The organism is Sphingobacterium spiritivorum (assembly GCF_016724845.1).
Lineage (GTDB): Bacteria > Bacteroidota > Bacteroidia > Sphingobacteriales > Sphingobacteriaceae > Sphingobacterium > Sphingobacterium spiritivorum_A.
The window spans coordinates 3,475,661-3,494,078 of record NZ_CP068082.1 but is presented as its reverse complement, the minus strand read 5'-3'; the positions used below and the strand labels follow the sequence as shown (position 1 = coordinate 3,494,078).

General features: G+C 38.3%; 14 protein-coding genes. 12 read left to right on the top strand and 2 right to left on the bottom strand.

Annotated elements, in window-relative coordinates; translation table 11 throughout:
• Positions 1 to 190: 190 nt before the first annotated feature.
• The 8 genes from I6J03_RS14825 (at position 191) to I6J03_RS14790 (ending at position 12,445) form a co-directional block, all read left to right on the top strand.
• On the top strand, positions 191 to 757 hold the full coding sequence (locus I6J03_RS14825) for an RNA polymerase sigma factor (RefSeq protein WP_201693771.1): 567 nt from the start codon (positions 191 to 193) through the stop codon (positions 755 to 757).
• Between the two features lie 99 nt (positions 758 to 856).
• Positions 857 to 1,987, top strand: a complete 1,131-nt coding sequence (locus I6J03_RS14820; protein ID WP_003004983.1) for a FecR family protein — start codon at positions 857 to 859, stop codon at positions 1,985 to 1,987.
• Positions 1,988 to 2,179: 192 nt separating this feature from the next.
• Positions 2,180 to 5,692, top strand: a complete 3,513-nt coding sequence (locus tag I6J03_RS14815; protein ID WP_003004985.1) for a SusC/RagA family TonB-linked outer membrane protein — start codon at positions 2,180 to 2,182, stop codon at positions 5,690 to 5,692.
• Between the two features lies 1 nt (position 5,693).
• Positions 5,694 to 7,094, top strand: a complete 1,401-nt coding sequence (locus I6J03_RS14810) for a RagB/SusD family nutrient uptake outer membrane protein (RefSeq protein ID WP_003004986.1) — start codon at positions 5,694 to 5,696, stop codon at positions 7,092 to 7,094.
• An 11-nt stretch (positions 7,095 to 7,105) separates the two neighbouring features.
• Positions 7,106 to 7,909 carry a DUF4843 domain-containing protein gene (locus I6J03_RS14805; RefSeq protein ID WP_003004988.1) on the top strand — a complete coding sequence of 268 codons (804 nt, stop codon included), beginning with the start codon at positions 7,106 to 7,108 and terminating at the stop codon, positions 7,907 to 7,909.
• Between the two features lie 25 nt (positions 7,910 to 7,934).
• A complete protein-coding gene (locus tag I6J03_RS14800) occupies positions 7,935 to 9,536 on the top strand; it encodes a PKD-like family lipoprotein (RefSeq protein WP_003004990.1) in 1,602 nt (533 codons plus the stop codon).
• A 61-nt stretch (positions 9,537 to 9,597) separates the two neighbouring features.
• Positions 9,598 to 11,061, top strand: coding sequence for a retropepsin-like aspartic protease (locus I6J03_RS14795; protein WP_232279646.1), 1,464 nt, complete (start codon positions 9,598 to 9,600; stop codon positions 11,059 to 11,061).
• Positions 11,062 to 11,104: 43 nt separating this feature from the next.
• Positions 11,105 to 12,445: a TlpA family protein disulfide reductase gene (locus I6J03_RS14790; protein ID WP_232279647.1), complete on the top strand. Its 1,341-nt coding sequence runs from the start codon at positions 11,105 to 11,107 to the stop codon at positions 12,443 to 12,445.
• Positions 12,446 to 12,525: 80 nt separating this feature from the next.
• Here the strand turns inward: I6J03_RS14790 and I6J03_RS14785 are convergent, their stop codons facing one another.
• Positions 12,526 to 13,383, bottom strand: a complete 858-nt coding sequence (locus I6J03_RS14785; RefSeq protein ID WP_003004994.1) for an aminotransferase class IV — start codon at positions 13,381 to 13,383, stop codon at positions 12,526 to 12,528.
• A gap of 18 nt (positions 13,384 to 13,401) precedes the next feature.
• Positions 13,402 to 14,448, bottom strand: coding sequence for an RluA family pseudouridine synthase (locus I6J03_RS14780; RefSeq protein WP_003004996.1), 1,047 nt, complete (start codon positions 14,446 to 14,448; stop codon positions 13,402 to 13,404).
• A 98-nt stretch (positions 14,449 to 14,546) separates the two neighbouring features.
• Between I6J03_RS14780 and I6J03_RS14775 the strand changes: the two genes are divergently transcribed.
• From I6J03_RS14775 to I6J03_RS14760, 4 genes are all read left to right on the top strand, one after another.
• A complete protein-coding gene (locus I6J03_RS14775; RefSeq protein ID WP_003004998.1) occupies positions 14,547 to 15,437 on the top strand; it encodes a 1-aminocyclopropane-1-carboxylate deaminase/D-cysteine desulfhydrase in 891 nt (296 codons plus the stop codon).
• A gap of 132 nt (positions 15,438 to 15,569) precedes the next feature.
• Positions 15,570 to 16,316: an isocitrate lyase/PEP mutase family protein gene (locus I6J03_RS14770; RefSeq protein ID WP_003004999.1), complete on the top strand. Its 747-nt coding sequence runs from the start codon at positions 15,570 to 15,572 to the stop codon at positions 16,314 to 16,316.
• A gap of 178 nt (positions 16,317 to 16,494) precedes the next feature.
• Complete coding sequence (locus I6J03_RS14765) at positions 16,495 to 17,223, top strand: transporter (protein ID WP_003005002.1); 729 nt, start codon at positions 16,495 to 16,497, stop codon at positions 17,221 to 17,223.
• Between the two features lie 485 nt (positions 17,224 to 17,708).
• Positions 17,709 to 18,314 (top strand): nitroreductase family protein, encoded by a 606-nt coding sequence (locus I6J03_RS14760; protein ID WP_198137098.1) that lies wholly within the window; start codon positions 17,709 to 17,711, stop codon positions 18,312 to 18,314.
• The last annotated feature ends 104 nt before the right edge of the window (positions 18,315 to 18,418 follow it).

Sequence of the window (18,418 nt, the reverse complement as noted above, 5' to 3'; positions counted from 1 at the left end):
TAAATAAGCCTTAAAACCCCTTTTCTTTAATCTGTTGTTACGAAGTCTCTAAAAATATTTCACAGAATAAAGATCAGCATACATATCCCAATCTTGTTTGAGCAACCATAGTTTATTCTTGAGATGTGAGTTTAAGCGCATCTATTGCACTAAATGCCACTAATTTATTACATTTGCCCGCACCCAACACATGAACATAAGTACAGAACATATCTACCTGCCTCTGTTAGCTAAGATAGCTAATCATGATCAGCATGCTTTTTCTGAACTGTATGATATGTTCTACCCTTCCTTGTCTCGACATATCCTCCAAAAAATTGATGACAGCAGTGTTGCAGAAGACTTATTACATGATCTCTTCCTGAGTTTGTGGAAAAACAGGGAAAATTTATTAAAAATTGAATCTCTGCCTGCCTACCTGTACTCTTCCTGTCGTTATCTTGTCATTGCCTACTACCAAAAGAAAACGGCAGTAGAATATTACGATGATTTGTCAGATTATGATCTTCTGCTGGAAGAGCAACCTCTTGAGGAACGCTTACATTATCGTTATGTACTGGATATCGTAGAACAGGAAATAGAGAATTTACCTGAAAAATGCAAGCAGATTTTCAAACTGAGCAGAGAGGAATTCAAGACAAATAAAGAAATCGCCAAAGATTTTGATATTTCTGAATCTACTGTAGAAAACCATATCAACAAGGCTATCAAGAGATTAAAATCTGTCACACGTCATTTTTTTCATTTTTTTCTTTAATATTTCAAAAAAAATAAAAAAAGGAGTAGGTGCTGTCCCCCGCAAGTCTCACTATATATATAACCGAACTGTACAGTCATTAGCTAACAGCCGTATATTATGAAAGCAGACAAGAAGATCAGTCATATTCTAACTAAATATTTGCGCAGGCAAGAAACCGTTGAGGAACGTCAGGCATTGTACAAATGGTATGATGAGCTCGACCATGTGCATTCAGATGCCGATGCCGTATCTTCTCAGAAACGGACAAAAGCAAAATTATGGAAAGAAATCAATCCGACATCCTCTGTTATCAAACCTCTGTGGTATAAACTCGGTGCAGTAGCAGGGTTATTGCTGATCGGTTATTTTGGATATACATATTTTAATGCCCGCAATAGCTTCAGTCCTATGGAGGCTCAGGAAATCGCGGCTATAACTCCGGGAGAAAATAAAGCGACTATAACACTGGCGGATGGAAAAATAATAGATCTGAGCGATCTGGATACAGACCAGTCTCTGACTGCAGGCAACGGATTGTTTACCAAAGATGCTTCTGGTCAGATTACCTACGTAAATAAAACTACAACTGCCCATCCGGATAAATTAAATACACTAAAAACACCTAAAGCCGGACAGTATAGCATTGTACTTTCGGATGGTACCAAAGTATTCCTTAATGCCGAATCCAGTTTATCTTATCCGGAAACATTTGGAAATACCGATCGTATTGTCATGCTTCAGGGAGAAGCCTATTTTGAGGTGACCAAAGATCCGCAGCATCGCAAATTCATTGTAAAGACAGCAAAACAAAGCACAGAAGTACTAGGGACAAAGTTTAATATTAATGCTTACGAGGATGAACCTGTCGTCAAGACAACGCTTGCCGAAGGATCTGTCCGTGTAAATCCAAACAACAAACACATTACCCCAATCATCTTAAAACCTGATGAGCAAACTGTACTACAAGCAAATAAGATGTTGAGTCAGCAGGTAGATGCCAGCTATGCTATAGGCTGGACACAGGGACAGTTTTGCTTTGACGGCACCAACTCTGAAGAAGTCCTCCGGCAAATTGCACGCTGGTATGATGTAGAAATCGAGTATGCCAACAAAAATGCGATCACCTATAGCGGAAAGATTCCGAAAAATCTATCGCTGGATAAACTTATAAAACTACTGGAGTACGCAGATATAAACGTACAGGCAGTGACCAATCAACAAAACAAACGAAAATTAATCATAAACTAACCTTAACTAAAAATGAAAAGAATGAAACACAACTACGGAACCAGCTAACCCAGGCGACTGCAGTAAAACAAAAATCCGGAAAGTGCGCCAACACGATCCGGACCGATACGTTTAGCTGCTAAAAAAAACAGTGGCAATTGTTTTTTCTAATTATCGAATAATTAAATTTTACATCTAAACTTAACAAAGTTAATGAAAATTAATCTAAACCGTCTTTCAAAAAAAGACGAAATGCATCCTGCTGTACAGCGAAGCAAGGGCGATATATTTCCTACCTGTCTCTTTCATCAGCTAAGCAAAATGCATTTTAATAAGACACTAACGACTATAGTTATGAAAGTGCAAATTATAGCTTTCCTGATGGGGATAGGGCTATTACAGGTACATGCTAATTCGTATGGACAAAACATTACGTTAAAGCAAAATAATATCACGCTGGAAAGTACACTCAAAGAATTTGAGAAGCAAAGCGGTTACGTCTTTTTCTATAAAAAGACGGATGTAAATACTGTAAAAAACCTTTCTGTTCATCTGGAAAAGACACCTTTAAGACAAGCTTTAAACACGATCCTGAAGGATGCCGGGTTCGGTTTTGAATTTTTTGATAAAACGGTGGTTTTAAAGAAAAGACCTGTCCAGAGATCTCAGGTTGTAATGAATGAGAGCTTTGTCATATCGATACCTCAACAAACTTATATCAGAGGAAAGGTAATAGACGAATCCGGAAAACCTATAGTAGGTGCTTCTGTACGATTAAAGTCGGATCCTCAAAAAGCTGTTTCTTCTCAGGATGATGGTACTTTCACCCTACCATTATCTGCGGATCATAAGACCGTGGTCGTTTCTTATCTTGGCTTTAAGTCTGTTGAAGTAAGGGTAACTATGGACCAATCTCCGATTGTGATTAAACTATATAAATCAGACCAAAATATTGATGAGGTAGTCATTACAGGTATGATAAACCGGAAAAAAGAAACATTTACCGGAGCCACCTCTACTTTTAGTAAGGAAGATTTAAAATCTATTGGTAATACGAATGTCATTCAGGCTCTAAAATCGTTGGATCCTTCTTTTTTGGTCATGGAGAACAATATTTCGGGTTCTAACCCTAATGCACTAGCGACCATAGAGTTGAGAGGTCAGACCAGTATTTCGACAGAAGGTTTAAGAGATGAATTCGGAGAAGATCCAAATCAACCACTTTTCATATTGGATGGATTTCCTACAACGCTACGTACAATAACGGATTTGGATATAAACAGGATTTCCTCTATAACGATATTAAAAGATGCGGCCTCTACAGCAATCTATGGTTCCAGAGCTTCAAATGGTGTAGTAGTAGTCGAAACTATCAGACCCAAAGCAGGAGATATAAATATCAATTACACTTTGGATGCGAATGTGGATTTACCTGATCTCAGTAGTTATAACATGATGAATGCAGCTGAAAAACTTGAATTTGAGCGTTTATCTGGGCGTTATATAAGACATCCACGGTTAGATAACCCTATCACACAAATGCATCTTGACCAATTGTATTCGGATCGTTTGAAAAAAATCAATCAGGGAATTGACTCTTACTGGCTAAGTGATCCGGTACAAACAGGCTTCTCGCAGCGTCACTCCTTATTAGTAACAGGAGGAGAAGGTTCACTGGTATATACAGTAGGAGGAGATTATAAAAATACTTCGGGAGCAATGAAAGGTTCAGGGAGAAAAACTTGGGGTACTACACTTAACCTATCTTACCGCAATCAAAAATTGAATATCAGTAATAATCTATACATTAATGGCTACTCTTCTAACGAATCTCCATATGGATCTTTCAAAACATGGGTCAACACGAATCCCTACTATGAGAAAATAGGCTCAACAGATCGCTTTTTAGAAATAATTCAAAATCCTTACAGACCACAGGTTGAATATATTTCAAATCCGCAATACAATGCTTCTTTGGGAAATTTTGACCGTGGGAAGAATTTTTCACTGGTTAATAATCTTCAGGCTCGCTACGACTTAAACAGCTCCCTGAAGTTTTCTACCTCATTGCAAATCAGCAAAAATGACACAAAAACAAATGTATTTGTTTCCCCTTTAGATAACTCTTTTTATGAAAAACCTACATTAGAAAGAGGCTCGCTTAATTCTAAAAACCTAAACATGTTTAGCTACATCTGGAATATTGACGGACAGTTTGGAAAAACATTTGGCAAACATCTTATAAATGCCTTTTTAAGAACCGAATTATATAGTAAAGATGCAACCAGTAATGGTTTTTTAGCAATAGGATTTCCATCTGCAAGCAATGGAAATCCCAAATTTGCCTATGGTTATGCTCCTAATGGAAGACCGGAGGCTTCTAAGAGTATTAGCAGAAGACATTCTATTATATCTTCTTTTAACTATTCCTATGATCAAAGATATAATGCGGATTTTTCTTTTACTTATGATGGTTCTACCGCATTTGGAAATGAAAACATTTACTCACCCTTCTTTTCAGCAGGATTAAGCTGGAATCTACACAAAGAGCATTTTCTTGCTCAAACGGACTGGGTTAACTTACTTCGTCTTAGAGCGAATGTAGGGTTGACCGGTAACCAGAATTTTGCAAGTTATACCTCAGTTAGTACTTATGATTATCTAAACAGCTTCAACCAAAATGGTCAGGGAATTATTATCAGTGCTTTGGGAAATAAAGATCTGAAATGGCAGAATACCACACAATACAGCTTAGGTCTGGATGCTAATCTTTGGAACAATAGAGTGACCATACAATTAAATGCTTACCGTAAACTTACAGATCCACTAGTAATAGGTGTTGCTCTGCCACCGTCAACAGCATTATCAAAATATCCTCTTAATGCAGGAAGTCTGACCGTTGACGGAATGGAGATTATGACGAAGTATAATATTATTAATCAACCTCAAAATCGTACGATGTGGACAGTTAGTCTTACTGCAGCTACCAATAAACAGATTTACAATAAATTTAACAATATACTGGAAAGCCTGAATACTTCTCTTCGCAATAATAAATCACTTATCGCTTATCGGGACGGAGGGGATCCGGCAGATATATGGACGGTGCCTTCTGTAGGGATTGACCCCTCAACAGGACTTGAAATCTTTTTGAAGAAAGATGGGACATACTCTTATCAATACGATTGGAAAGATGCGGTGGTAGTTGGTAACACTCGTCCGAAATGGCAAGGAGTATTCAACACTAATTTTGCTTATAAAGGTTTCACGACAAGTATAAGTATCAGATATATATATGATCAGGATATTTTCAACTCTGCTTTATTCAACAAAGTTGAAAACATCACAATGCAACAATTGCTCAAATATAATCAGGATAAAAGAGCCTTATATTCGAGATGGAAAAATCCAGGTGACATCAGCGAATTCAGAAAAATACAACTTAATGATTACAATCAGGCATACAATAACCTTATGGGAATTGATGAGTCGACACAGATGTCCAGCCGATTTGTTCAACAGGAAAATACGATCTCACTGGAATCAGTAAGTTTAGGCTATGAGTGGAGAAACAAATCCTGGATGCAACAGGCCAGATTGAGTAATTTACGTCTCACTGGATACTTAAATGATATCGCACGTTTATCTACCGTAAGGAGAGAACGTGGAATAGACTTTCCATATGCACGAACAGTTTCCTTTAGTTTAACCGCCAATTTTAGATAACATGAAAAGATATTATTTTTTTCTGCTAATAGCAGTGTTCACTGTAACAGTATCTTGTCAAAAATGGCTTCAGGTACAACCTGAAGACAAATTTACAGAAGAACAGACTTTTCGCAATGAACAAGGATTTATTGACGAACTCAACGGTATCTATATCTTAATGGGACAAAATAATCTTTATGGTAATCACCTAACACTTAGCACCGTAGAGCTATTAGCCCAGCGATATCAGACTGCGGGGACATCACTTAATACAGATATAGCTGCATATGAGTATCAAAAAGACAATGTAAAAAAGATATTTGCAGGAATATGGCAAGACAGTTACATTGCTATTGCAAACGTAAACAAGCTTTTAGAAAATCTAGAGACTTATAAAGCAAATATCTCCGCAGACAAAGCCCGGTTAATAAAAGGTGAAGCTTTAGGTTTGAGAGCTTTTTTACACTTTGATCTTCTGAGATTATTTGGTCCCGGATCATACACGGCCGATCCTATAGCGTTGTCCATTCCCTATTACCATAAGTTGGGACAAAATATAGTGGATTTCTCAACTGCAAAAGATGTTATACAATTCGCCTTAACTGATCTCGAAGAGGCATCAAAATACCTGGATCAGGACCCAGCTTTGACACAAGGGTCATTAAACAATAATCATTTACGCTTTAATTATTATGCTGTTCAGGGACTAAAAGCGCGTGTATTATTGTGGAAAAATGATAAAACAGGGGCATATCAAGCTGCAAAAACTATCATAGATAAGTCAGCTTTATTTCCCTGGATTATTCCGAATAAGATAACAGGAGACAATGAAAATCCTGATCGTATATTTTCGACCGAACTATTATTTGCAGCGTACTCTAGAGAACTGTATAATGACTACAATAAATATTTCTATTACGAATTGTCCAGTGAAAGTCTCTTGGCCAGTGGGTCAGCATCTTTTATCAATACTGTTTATGAAAATAACAGCAATGACTACCGAAAAGATTATATCTGGAAAGTTCCACCTACCGGGGTAGCCTTCCCAACATTCTTTAAGTATGCTGACCTTGTACAAAAAGATGCAAGACAACCACAAAGATTCACTATCCCATTAATCCGTCTAAGTGAAATGTACTACATCGCTGCTGAATGTGCTACTGACCCAAATGAAGCATTATCTTACATTAATACGGTACGAAACCATAGGGGTATAAGCAGTTTATCCTCTTCAAATGGTCTGGAAAATGAAATATTAAAGGAGTATAGAAAAGAATTTTATGGAGAAGGTCAGTTATGGTATTACTACAAAAGAAAACAAATCAGCAATATCATTTCCCCATCCAACTTAAATGGCTTCGTGGTACCTGCTTCTGCATGGGCTGTGCCTGTTCCTGAAGAAGAATTAAATAACCGTTAAATCTACTAATTATGAAAAAGATTATAGCCCTTTCATTAATTGTTTTATTATTAAGTTGTAAAGAAGATCCTTTAGAGACTTTTAATCAGGAGGTTTCCGGAAGCAGTATTTATTTTCCTGAAATATATAATACTGCCCTGGACAGAAAGAAAGATTTCGTCTTTGAACAATCCTTTGGCTATATGCCTGATACTGTAAATGTATTTTTTAAAAAGATAGATGTGCTGGCAACAGGACCTATTATGAATGTGGACCGGATTTTCAAGATCTCATCAAGTCCTGAATCTTCCCTACAGCCAGGCATTCACTACAACATAGATGAAGATAAACTGATTATTCCGGCAGGAAAAAATACAGGATCTCTCAATATTATTTTGAAACGGACTGCTGATATGAAACAGCAACAACTAAGTGCAACACTGATGTTGGAAGAAAATGAGAATTTCAATACAAATATCAAATATAGGTTTGCACCAAATCAGAATTTTAAAGTCTCTCTATTAAAGTACACAATCAAAATCGATGATATACTCAATGCTCCCTATGCCTGGTCTGTTGCTCCTTATAAACCAATGCTTGAAGATTATCTGGGTACATATTCAAAAACAAAACTTCAATTATTACTGGATCTGTTTGATATCGAACCAAAGTATTTTATCGATGAGAAATATGCTAAAGAAAATTATTTCACTATCGCGTTGTTGTCCTATTGGGGTGGATATATGAAATTCTGGCTTGCAAAAGAAGCTGGTGAGGGAAGGATTCATAAAGATGAAACAGGACAGGTGATCACTATGGGAAGATATGCAAGATAAATAACAATCTAATGTTCAATATAAAATGAAAACGTTAAAAAACACCAGATACATTATTATTCTATTCGTATTATCAGCTTTTGTCTCCTGCAAAAAAGACCTTGGTAATTATGATTATAAGGATATTAACGATCTTACTATAGATGGAATCGATACAGATTATCGTATTACAGTCGGCCAAAATATTAAGATTGAGCCCAAACTTACATTCACACAGGATCCGGACTTTAAGGAAGAAGATTATAGTTATGAGTGGATCAGTTTTAATCCGGCTTTACCTCAGAGCGAACAGCGAAAACTTGTAGCGGAAACAAGAATACTAAATATGCCTTTTCCTTTTGGAATAGGGAATTATAGTCTATTCTATAGAGTAACTGAAAAATCTTCGGGAATAAGCTGGCAAAAAACATTTAGTCTGAAAGTAGAGGGATCATTTAAAGGAGGCTGGGCTTTCCTGAGTGAAGTAAATAATCAAAGTCAATTAGATTTCTTTGAATATAACTTTGAAACAAACACTTACCCTAAGGAATTTCGTAAATTTAATCTCCTTTTTTCTGATTCAGAGACTGGAAAAACACTTACTTTATCCGGAAAACCAAAATTTTTACATGGTTGGGCCAATCGTATTCCGGCGACCGGAAATCCCATCAAGTACTTTTTATACATAGGAACTGAAGATGCAACGGAAAAATTAAACCTAACTGATGGCTTTATCTACAGCGAACGATACGCTTTTAAATTTGAAACCGGTGGAGGAGCAGCATTAAATAAGGTTGACCAAATTTTTTCTTGCGGAGGTGGAAACGGTTTTGCTACCTATAATGGAGATGCTTTCCTGAGATATGCCACTTTCCAATACAACTTTGGCACACCCATAAACAGGTTATCAGATAATTCTTACTTTAAGATAGCTCCATTCTTGGCCGTCAATCGAAATTCTACCATTAACCTGTCTACACTGATGTACGACAATACGAATAAAAGATTTGTACGAAATAGCAACGGATCTATGACCTCTACATCACCTCTGCCCTATAATACGGCAAGTGCAGCATTTAACCCTAATAATGTTGGCAAAGATTTGGTATGGATGGGACAGACACTGGCCTATGGAGGCCGTGCTTATGCTATTTTGAAAGATAACTCAGGATACTACCTTGCCAGAATGAATAATGCAGCTAGTTTTAATGCTACTTATTGGGATGATATAAGTACATTACCAGAACTCTCAAAGGCGACTGCGTTTGCTGTAGATCAACAGTACGGATATCTCCAATATGCAGTAGGAGGTAAATTATATCAATACGATGTAGATACCAAAGAAACTAAAATGCAACAGGATTATGGTAATCGAATTATCACCATGTTAAAATACGATCAGACAACATATGTAAGTCCGGTTACAGTTAACCATCCGACTCTTCAAAACACATATGGAAGAAGATTTAAAGCAGTTTTGTATGGTTTAATCGTGGCAACATATGATCCCAACACTCCTGCTACTTCCGGCAAAGTAGATATATATGATATTCCCCAGTTCAATGCCCCTTACAATCGTTATTACTCTTTTGAAGGATTCGGAAAAGTAGCAGATGTATGTTCATTAGACGCCCCTTTGGGTTGGTAAAAGCAAAATAATGATAAAAGAAGAGATAAAAAAAATCAGAATGCTTTTTACCATTCTGATCATGACTTTAATAAATAATGTATTTGCACAACAGGATCACAAACTTGTACAGCAAATCCGGCAAGCCTTTAAGGACAAGAACTCTGCTAATTTAAAAGCAGCATTAGCGCCCTCATTTTCTATTGCCGGCAACACTCAGCAAGGAGCAGTACGCTATCTGGATCACATTCTCTCGAGCTATCCTGCTGAGAATGTCAGATTCATCTCCACGCAAAAGCAAGACTCAGGACACAAGGTAGCAATAGAGATCAGCAAAACAGATAAGAGCACCGTGCAGACAGCCTTTTATACCGACTCAGCAGATCGTATGCTCTATCTGGATCTATTTGATCAGCTCTACGGCATGAATCGTTATCAAACGTCTCGATTACGGGCTAAAATACCATTTGAGAATCACGACGGGACAATAATACTGTCTGTAAAGATTAATGATTTTAAACGCCCTTTGCGGTTATTATTTGACACAGGAGCAGACGGTATGGCCGTCAGCCAACAACTTGCGGATGAAATCGGACTCAAAGTAACGCGGCAGAATAATGCCTCTGTAGTGGGAGGTAATATGCAGATTCAGGTATCTGATAATAATACCATTTCCTTAGATACGCTAAAATTGCAGGGTCAGGGTATTGCGATATTCCCGGAGATGCACAGAGAGACAGATGGCATCATCGGAAATAGTCTGGTAAAGCGATTTATCACAAAAGTTGATTATGACAAATGCGAATTGCTGCTCTACGATTTTGGAGATTATCAGTACGAACAACAAGGACACGCAATCCCTGTTGAAATGCCTGCAGGATTGCTTATTATTCCGGGGAATCTGGAAATCCGTGCCGGAAAATCCTATACCGGAAATTTTGTCTTTGATACAGGAGCATCTTATTCATTGATATGCTTCAGACCTTTTGTGCGGACAAACAGACTGCTGGTCAGCGGATTTAAACCGGAGTATCAGGGCACGACAGCGAGCATGGGTATGGTCTCTCCTACTTTTACAGGACGAAGTCACAACTTTTCCTTTTCACATCTCCCTGCAGTTCCGAATTTGCCCGTAACGCTAATGGCTGGCGGCGCCAACAACGAAAACTGGAAACCTGAATTTGACGGATCTATTGGCGTACGCCTGATCAGCAGATATAATTTCACGATCAATCTCCAAAACCGGGAGATATATCTGGAGCCTAATCACCTGTACCCCTATCCTCAGGATTTTTCAATCGGCAGTTATCTCTTCGGTTATGATTCAGAAGGTAAATTACGCTTACTCAGTGTAGTTGGTGCGGCGGATGAAAAAGTAAAATTAGCAACCGGAGCAGCCATCTCGAGTATCAATGGCATTCCGACACATACTTTTCTAAAGGATAAGACTGCTTTGGAGAGCATCTTGAATCTGGAAAAAGGCACTGCTATTACCATAGAATCACAATCTGATACGGTTACACAATCTTATACAATCAACAGATAGTCTCTCTTTCATAAATGCAATTGAAAATAATATTATAAATCATATGAGAACTTCCTTATTCATTCTGCTACTGAGTCTCCTGACCAGTAGTCTGATGGCTCAAAATGCCACTATTATTAATGGGACTGCAGACAAGAAATCCTATGCAAAGGTATTTCTTTACAAAGTACTGAATGGTCGCTTGGTGGAAATAGCTACGGCTACGCCTGACTCATCCGAACGTTTTGCGTTCAAATTCACGCCTGAATATCAGGGATTGTACGCGGTCGGTGGATCGGATGCGCTAAGTTTACGTCATGTATTTAAATTCTATTTTAAAGGAAATGACGAACTGAACATCCGCTTAGAAAAAGCAAATTATTCGCTTTCCGGAAACAATAGTCCTGAAAACATTGCATTGACGGATTGGTTCAAGGCATCTTATTCGCTATTGGATAAATCCGTCTATTGGACCACAATAAGTACATACATGGATTTCTTCCCTGAAGTAGAAGAAATGTATACTCAACTCGATGCAATCAAATCACGTAATAAAACGGGAAATGCTAAATTTGATGCATTTTTTTCCAAAATAGTTGATTTTGATTTTGCCAATCTGGCTATCGGTTATCTCTATACACCTCGTTCTGCACATCCAAGCAAAGAAGAACTTTCGGATTACTATATCCAGTTCAAATCGGATCCGTTTCTTTCGGAAGACTTGCTAAAGTTTCCTTATGGAGACCGTTTCATGACCAGTTTAGTGTATAAAAAAATAGATATGTCGAGTAAACCGACTTTCCAACAACAGGTAGAAGCTATTCCTGCTGATGTCATAAAAGGACAATATGTATTAGCCCGACTTTCAGGAGCCCGCTCTTATAGTGACTATCAGGACATGTACAACCAATACAAGCAATACTTTATATTGAAGGATCAACAGGAACGCGCACAAGCTATCGCTGTTAAGCTGGCAGATACGAAAGAAGGTACACAGGCGATTGCCTTTAGCTATCCGGATATAACCGGTAAAAAAGTTTCTCTGGCAGACCTGAAAGGAAAGCTGGTCTTGATAGATCTTTGGGCAACATGGTGCGGCCCCTGTAAAGCGGAAGAACCTCATTGGGAGAAACTGAATGAACAGTTTAAAGGAAAAGATATTGCCTTTGTCGGGATATCGGTAGATCAGGATAAAAAAGCATGGGACAAATATGTACCAGAGAAAAATCTAAAAGGTATACAACTACATGCCGGCCCGGGCAATGACCTTTCAGCAGCCTATAAGGTAACCGGTATTCCACGTTATATGTTGATTGATAAAAAAGGAAATATTATTACGACAGACAGTCCAAGACCGAGTGACCCTAAACTTAAATCCCTAATTGAAACCTGGTTAGCCCGGTAAATTGAAAAGGTTGTCTGACGAATGGCCAGACAACCTTTTTTATAACTCAACAAAGAAAGAGTCAAAAACTTTATAAACCTCTATTCTTCGGTTTGATAATTCCAGGTCAGCAATTTTTCCTGTAATATTCTGGATATTTTATTAAAATATCGTTTTTGCTTGTACCCCATTACCCATTGTACTCCATGCACCGCATTGGTACAAAAGATCTCATCTGCCTGACTCATAATCTCGGGACTGATCTGCGCCTCTACTACAGCTATACCTTCATCCGTAGCCATATCCATCACCACTCTGCGCATTACCCCGGCTATACAACCTTCTGAGATCGCAGGAGTGTATAATACCTTTTCATAAAACACAAATATATTCGAAGACAAGGCTTCACAGAGATACCCCTCCTGATTAAGTAACAATACTTCATCAAAACGATGCTTTCGTTTATGCAGACCCGCCATGACATATATCAAAGCATTATTGGATTTCAGCTTGGAAAGATCGCTGTAAGGTTTGCGGTATTCCGTATACAGATCTACAATAAGGCCAACCTTCTTATCTCTTAGCGATTCCGGTATACGTGCAATTTGAAGCACATAAGCCGTTTTATTGGTTTCCGGACCATATAATCCTCCCCCATCACGATAGACGATCAAACGTACCCGTACCTGCTGCCCCAGCATATTATTCTTACGAATCAATTCTTCCGTCTTGGACTTGATAAAAAAGGCATCAAACCGATGCGCATCTTCCATATGCAGCATCCGGAGTCCTTCCTGCAAACGCTCTATATGAAAGGGTAAAAACCGGATATCTCCGTCTTTCCATAGCATAGTCTCAAAGAGACCGTCACCATACCGGAAAGCTCTGTTGTCGGCAGACACCACAGCGTCGCTTTCGGGCACAATCTTCCCGTTGCAATTAATATATGTTGTAGACATAAAAATTCTAAATATAAATTAGTTGGTCTCCTGACCGAATGTCGTGGAGTAACCACGCCACTTCTCTAATGCTAAACGGAAATCTTCCGGTAATGGTGTTTCAAATGTTAAAAATTCTTTTGACTTAGGGTGTTCAAATCCCAGAACCTGTGCGTGAAGCGCCTGGCGCGGTAATAAAGCAAAACAATTTTCGACAAACTGTCTGTACTTATTGAATACCGTACCTTTCAGAATACGATCTCCGCCATAGGCAGCATCATTAAATAAAGGATGTCCGATGGATTGCATATGTGCGCGGATCTGATGGGTACGTCCTGTTTCCAGCTGACACTCGATCAGCGTTACATACCCCAATCTTTCCAATACACGATAATGGGTCACCGACCATTTCCCTTTCTCCGGGTCATCATACATCGTCATCACTCTGCGGTCTTTCAGATTGCGACCTATATAACCGGTTATTGTACCGTCTTCAGCGATATCCCCCCATACCATAGCCACATATTTTCGTACAATACTATGATCAAAAAACTGTTTCGCCAGATAGGTCATTGCCCATTCTGATTTGGCGATCACCAACAGACCGCTTGTATCCTTATCTATCCGATGCACCAATCCCGGACGCCCGGCATTACCCGGCATAGTCGGCAACTGGTTGAAATGATGGGTCAATGCATTAACCAACGTTCCTGTATAATTATTAAATCCGGGATGAACAACCATGCCCGCAACTTTATTAACAACCATCACTTCATCATCCTCAAACATGATATCCAACGGAATATCTTCCGGATATACTTCCGTATCTCTTGGCGGATCGGGTAATACCACTGAGATGATATCAAATGGCTTCACCTTATAGCTGGATTTGATAACGCTGTCATTGACCAGTACAGATCCTGCATCTATTGCATTCTGAATTTTATTGCGGGAAGCGTTCTCGACCCTGTTCATTAAAAACTTATCGATACGCAGCAAAGCCTGTCCCTTGTCTACTTCAATTCTCAAATGCTCGAACAACTCCTGCTCGTCCTGTTCCTGTAATGCTAAATCTTCTGCCATCATACAAAAATAACTGAATTAAGACAAAATCCTCTTACTTTTGTAAAAGTAACCGAATATGTCAGTCATTTGACGTTACAGATAAGGTTTAATTTTTTACAATGGAATTGACATTCGATTTTCACAGTCCCGAAGAAGAAATAGTATCCCCTCTCTATATTGAAAAAAAAGTAAAGATATATGTCAAACGGGATGACCTTATTCATCCTTATATCTCGGGAAATAAGTGGAGAAAACTTCAGTATCCACTCCGGAAAGCGCTTCAGCAAAACAAACAAACCCTGGTTACTTTCGGAGGTGCATGGTCCAATCATCTGTTGGCAACAGCCTGTGCAGGAGCTAAATTCGGATTCCGGACTCATGGTATGGTACGAGGTGAAGAGGTCAATAATCCTGTCCTCGCACTTTGTCGTCTGTACGGAATGAAACTCCATTTTGTAAGCCGGGATCAATATCAGGATAAAACAGCACTTTTCCTGCACTATTTTGCTGAACAATCGGACAACGCTTTCTTTATTGATGAAGGTGGATACAGCAGAGAAGCCGCAGAAGGCTGTGCTCATATTATCGAAGAGCTTCAGCAAGATTATGATCATATCTGTTGTGCATCAGGTACAGGTACTACTGTAGCCGGATTACAAATGGGACTCAAGAAAGCTAACCTCAAGACCACACTACACACTGTACCGGTTTTAAAAGGGGGAGCATTTATTCGTAATGAAGTGGAAAACCTTGCTGTAGATCCTTCCGGGATAATACTGCATACAGATTATCATTTTGGTGGTTACGCCAGAACTAAACCGGAGCTACTGGACTTTATACGTGCATTCGTATCACGTACCGGCATTATGATTGAACCTACCTACACAGGGAAACTGTTTTTTGCAATAGACGACCTCATCCGAAAGGATTATTTTAAGCCGGGATCCCGCATTCTACTTATTCATACTGGCGGACTAACCGGTTTTTTAGGCATGTACGATCGTTTTTGATCGTAAAACAGGGCACTTGTTTTGTCTGATTTTGATAGCGGTAGTTTACACATTCATAAGCTCCATTCGCTTTTTATCCAAACAATTAGTACCCTACGGGCGTTTAATAGGTATTATCAACATTAAAAGTCTATGTCACAATCCTTATTCAAACAATTACATCAACAGTCTACTCCTCTTCTATTAGGAAATGTATGGGATGCACATTCCGCTCAGCTTGCAGAAAAAGCAGGATTCGCAGCGTTAGGATCTTCCAGTCATGCTATCGCTAACCTTCTGGGTTATGAAGATGGAGAGAATATAGCCTTCGAAGAGTTATTTTTCATTGTACAACGTATTGTTAAATCCGTAAAGATTCCTGTATCCGTAGATTTTGAAGCCGGATATGCTGATGATCCGGAGACTGTGGCCAGATATGTGAAACAACTTAGCGATATCGGTGTAGCAGGGATCAACCTGGAAGATGGTCAGGTTGAAAATGGGAAACGTAGTCTTGGAAGTGCACAATTGCTGGCCGACAAAATAAAAGCGATCAAATCTGTAACAGATATTTACATCAATGCCCGTACTGACACCTATGTAACTAAACAGCAAGATGCATTAAAACAATCTATAGAACGTGCACATATTTATCAGGAGGCCGGAGCAGATGGCATCTTTGTACCGGTTATAGAAACAAAAACAGATATTCAACAATTTACAACTGAAGTAGCCTTGCCACTTAATGTTTTTCTGACACCTAATCTTCCTCCCTTTGATGAATTGGGAGAGTTGGGCGTCAAAAGACTGAGTCACGGGGCCAAGCTTTATGAATGGTTAATGAAACAGGCTGAAGAAGTATTGACTGCTTTCAAAAAACATCCTGTACTTCCAAAATAAGAGGTTAACAAAAAAATAGTGATAAAAGCTTTCCATATGCAGTTATGGAAAGCTTTTTTATTTTTGTTAAACAAAATATTAGTTTAAACTAACAATATTATTGGCTTTATGTTAATAAATAATTAGCTTAAACTAAAAAATTTATCATGATATCATCTACATTTTTCACGACACTCCGATGCCTTATTTTTTTCTGAATACGAACCCTTTGCTTCTTCAGCCGCAAATCCTAAATCCAATACAGCTGGATCGTCCGGATCAAACGGAAACAGTGTATACAGTACCTGAAAAATATCTTCAGTTTGAAAGCAGATTTCGGATTGAACACATCGGAAAAAAGGAAAACGCATATGAGTTTCCTTCGGTTCTCTGGAAGTATGGAATAACAGATAAAACAGAACTCCGAATGACAACTGATCTGGCACGAGAAAATAGAGTCACAATAGTACGGCCACTATCTTTGGGTTTTAAAACTTCGTTTACAGAAGAGAAAGGAATCTTACCAAAAATTTCCCTAATCAGTCATTTTATCCTGAATACTAAAGGTGGAGAATACGCTAAGTCCAATACTATTATACCCCGGTTTCGGTTTACATTTCAAAACAGTATATCAGAAAACAACTCTTTAGGATATAATATAGGGATGGAATGGAATACGGAAAACAATATCCCCACTTACATTTACACCCTCGCTTATGGACGTACGATCAGCAGACGATTCGGAGCTTACATAGAAACTTATGGATTTTATACTCAAGATGCCAGGGCAGATTCGCGTATTGATGGCGGAGTTACTTATCTTATTACTCCGGATTTTATGATTGATTTCGCTTCTGGAGCTGGGTTATCAGATATCGCTCCCAAATACTTTTTTGCACTGGGAATCTCATATAGAACCAGATTATAAAAATCTTATTTTTGGCCAATTGATTTGGTTCTGTTTTTAATTTTTCAATAGATTATCGTGAATCCTCGTCAGTGTTAGCCTCACTAAACCAAACTGTAAAACCTACAATGTCCTCTGTAACTTTCAGAGTATGAAATTACCATCCTCTTGTATTTACTTTAATTGAAGGCTTAGTGTTCATTCCGTAATTACCTCACACACATTTATCATTTCAGTGTAACATTTTTCGATAAAGTATACAATAACAACAACTTATCAAAAGAACCCACAACATTAATTATCAACACATTAACAAAAAAAATACCACCACCACCACCACCTATACTGCACATCTGTTACTACCATCTTTAACCGCTATTGATAAGGAAAAATATTACACTTATATTTAAATAAAAAGTATAGTATAACTTAAATTAAAAAATTATGAATTTTCTAGATCTTGCAAAGCGTAGATACGCAACTAAAAAGTATGATAATGAAAAAAAATATCAGCAACACAAATTGAGGAATTAAAAGAAATCATACGCTTAAGCCCATCTTCAATCAACAGCCAACCATGGAAATTCACTTTTGTTACAGACAAAGTTTTGAAAAAACAACTGGCCTCTCAATCCTACATGAACGAAAATTCGATTAACGATGTCGGTCTATTGGTTGTATTCAGCGTCATGGAAAATATTGAAGATTTCGAGAAGAACAATATTTCTATTTTACCCGAAGGATGGATTGCCTTTTATGAGCAATTGGTGAAATCAAATGGCGATGTTGCAGTAAAATCATGGATGGAGCATCAGGTTTATCTCTCGTTAGGTTATTTTCTGAGTGCCTGCATAAGTATGGGTCTGGATGCCACACCAATGGAGGGCATTAACCGTAAGGCCTATAAAGATCTATTACCGAAGGATGGATATACGCCGCTATTTGCTGCTGCAGTAGGTTATGCTGATACAAATGATGTAACACATCCTTCAAGTATTACCCAAATCCCGTTTCCATACAGACAAGATTATACAGTCCATCTGAAAACAAAAGCATTGAAGTGGTTTATTTTAGTATTAAGCATAGTGACAGGCACCTTCGCTTATTCTTAAAAAGCAGATTACCAGATTTTTTGCAACAGTTGACCAGTCCGTAGGAAATATTGCTTTTACATATAAGGGTGATTTGGTCTATAGCCATCACCCGTTTTTCAATC

Bases quoted from the DNA above. Each gene is read 5' to 3' on its own strand.
- I6J03_RS14825 (WP_201693771.1), top strand. From the start codon at position 191: ATGAACATAAGTACAGAACATATCTACCTGCCTCTGTTAGCTAAGATA.
- I6J03_RS14820 (WP_003004983.1), top strand. From the start codon at position 857: ATGAAAGCAGACAAGAAGATCAGTCATATTCTAACTAAATATTTGCGC.
- I6J03_RS14815 (WP_003004985.1), top strand. From the start codon at position 2,180: ATGAAAATTAATCTAAACCGTCTTTCAAAAAAAGACGAAATGCATCCT.
- I6J03_RS14810 (WP_003004986.1), top strand. From the start codon at position 5,694: ATGAAAAGATATTATTTTTTTCTGCTAATAGCAGTGTTCACTGTAACA.
- I6J03_RS14805 (WP_003004988.1), top strand. From the start codon at position 7,106: ATGAAAAAGATTATAGCCCTTTCATTAATTGTTTTATTATTAAGTTGT.
- I6J03_RS14800 (WP_003004990.1), top strand. From the start codon at position 7,935: ATGAAAACGTTAAAAAACACCAGATACATTATTATTCTATTCGTATTA.
- I6J03_RS14795 (WP_232279646.1), top strand. From the start codon at position 9,598: ATGACTTTAATAAATAATGTATTTGCACAACAGGATCACAAACTTGTA.
- I6J03_RS14790 (WP_232279647.1), top strand. From the start codon at position 11,105: ATGAGAACTTCCTTATTCATTCTGCTACTGAGTCTCCTGACCAGTAGT.
- I6J03_RS14785 (WP_003004994.1), bottom strand. From the start codon at position 13,383: ATGTCTACAACATATATTAATTGCAACGGGAAGATTGTGCCCGAAAGC.
- I6J03_RS14780 (WP_003004996.1), bottom strand. From the start codon at position 14,448: ATGATGGCAGAAGATTTAGCATTACAGGAACAGGACGAGCAGGAGTTG.
- I6J03_RS14775 (WP_003004998.1), top strand. From the start codon at position 14,547: ATGGAATTGACATTCGATTTTCACAGTCCCGAAGAAGAAATAGTATCC.
- I6J03_RS14770 (WP_003004999.1), top strand. From the start codon at position 15,570: ATGTCACAATCCTTATTCAAACAATTACATCAACAGTCTACTCCTCTT.
- I6J03_RS14765 (WP_003005002.1), top strand. From the start codon at position 16,495: ATGCCTTATTTTTTTCTGAATACGAACCCTTTGCTTCTTCAGCCGCAA.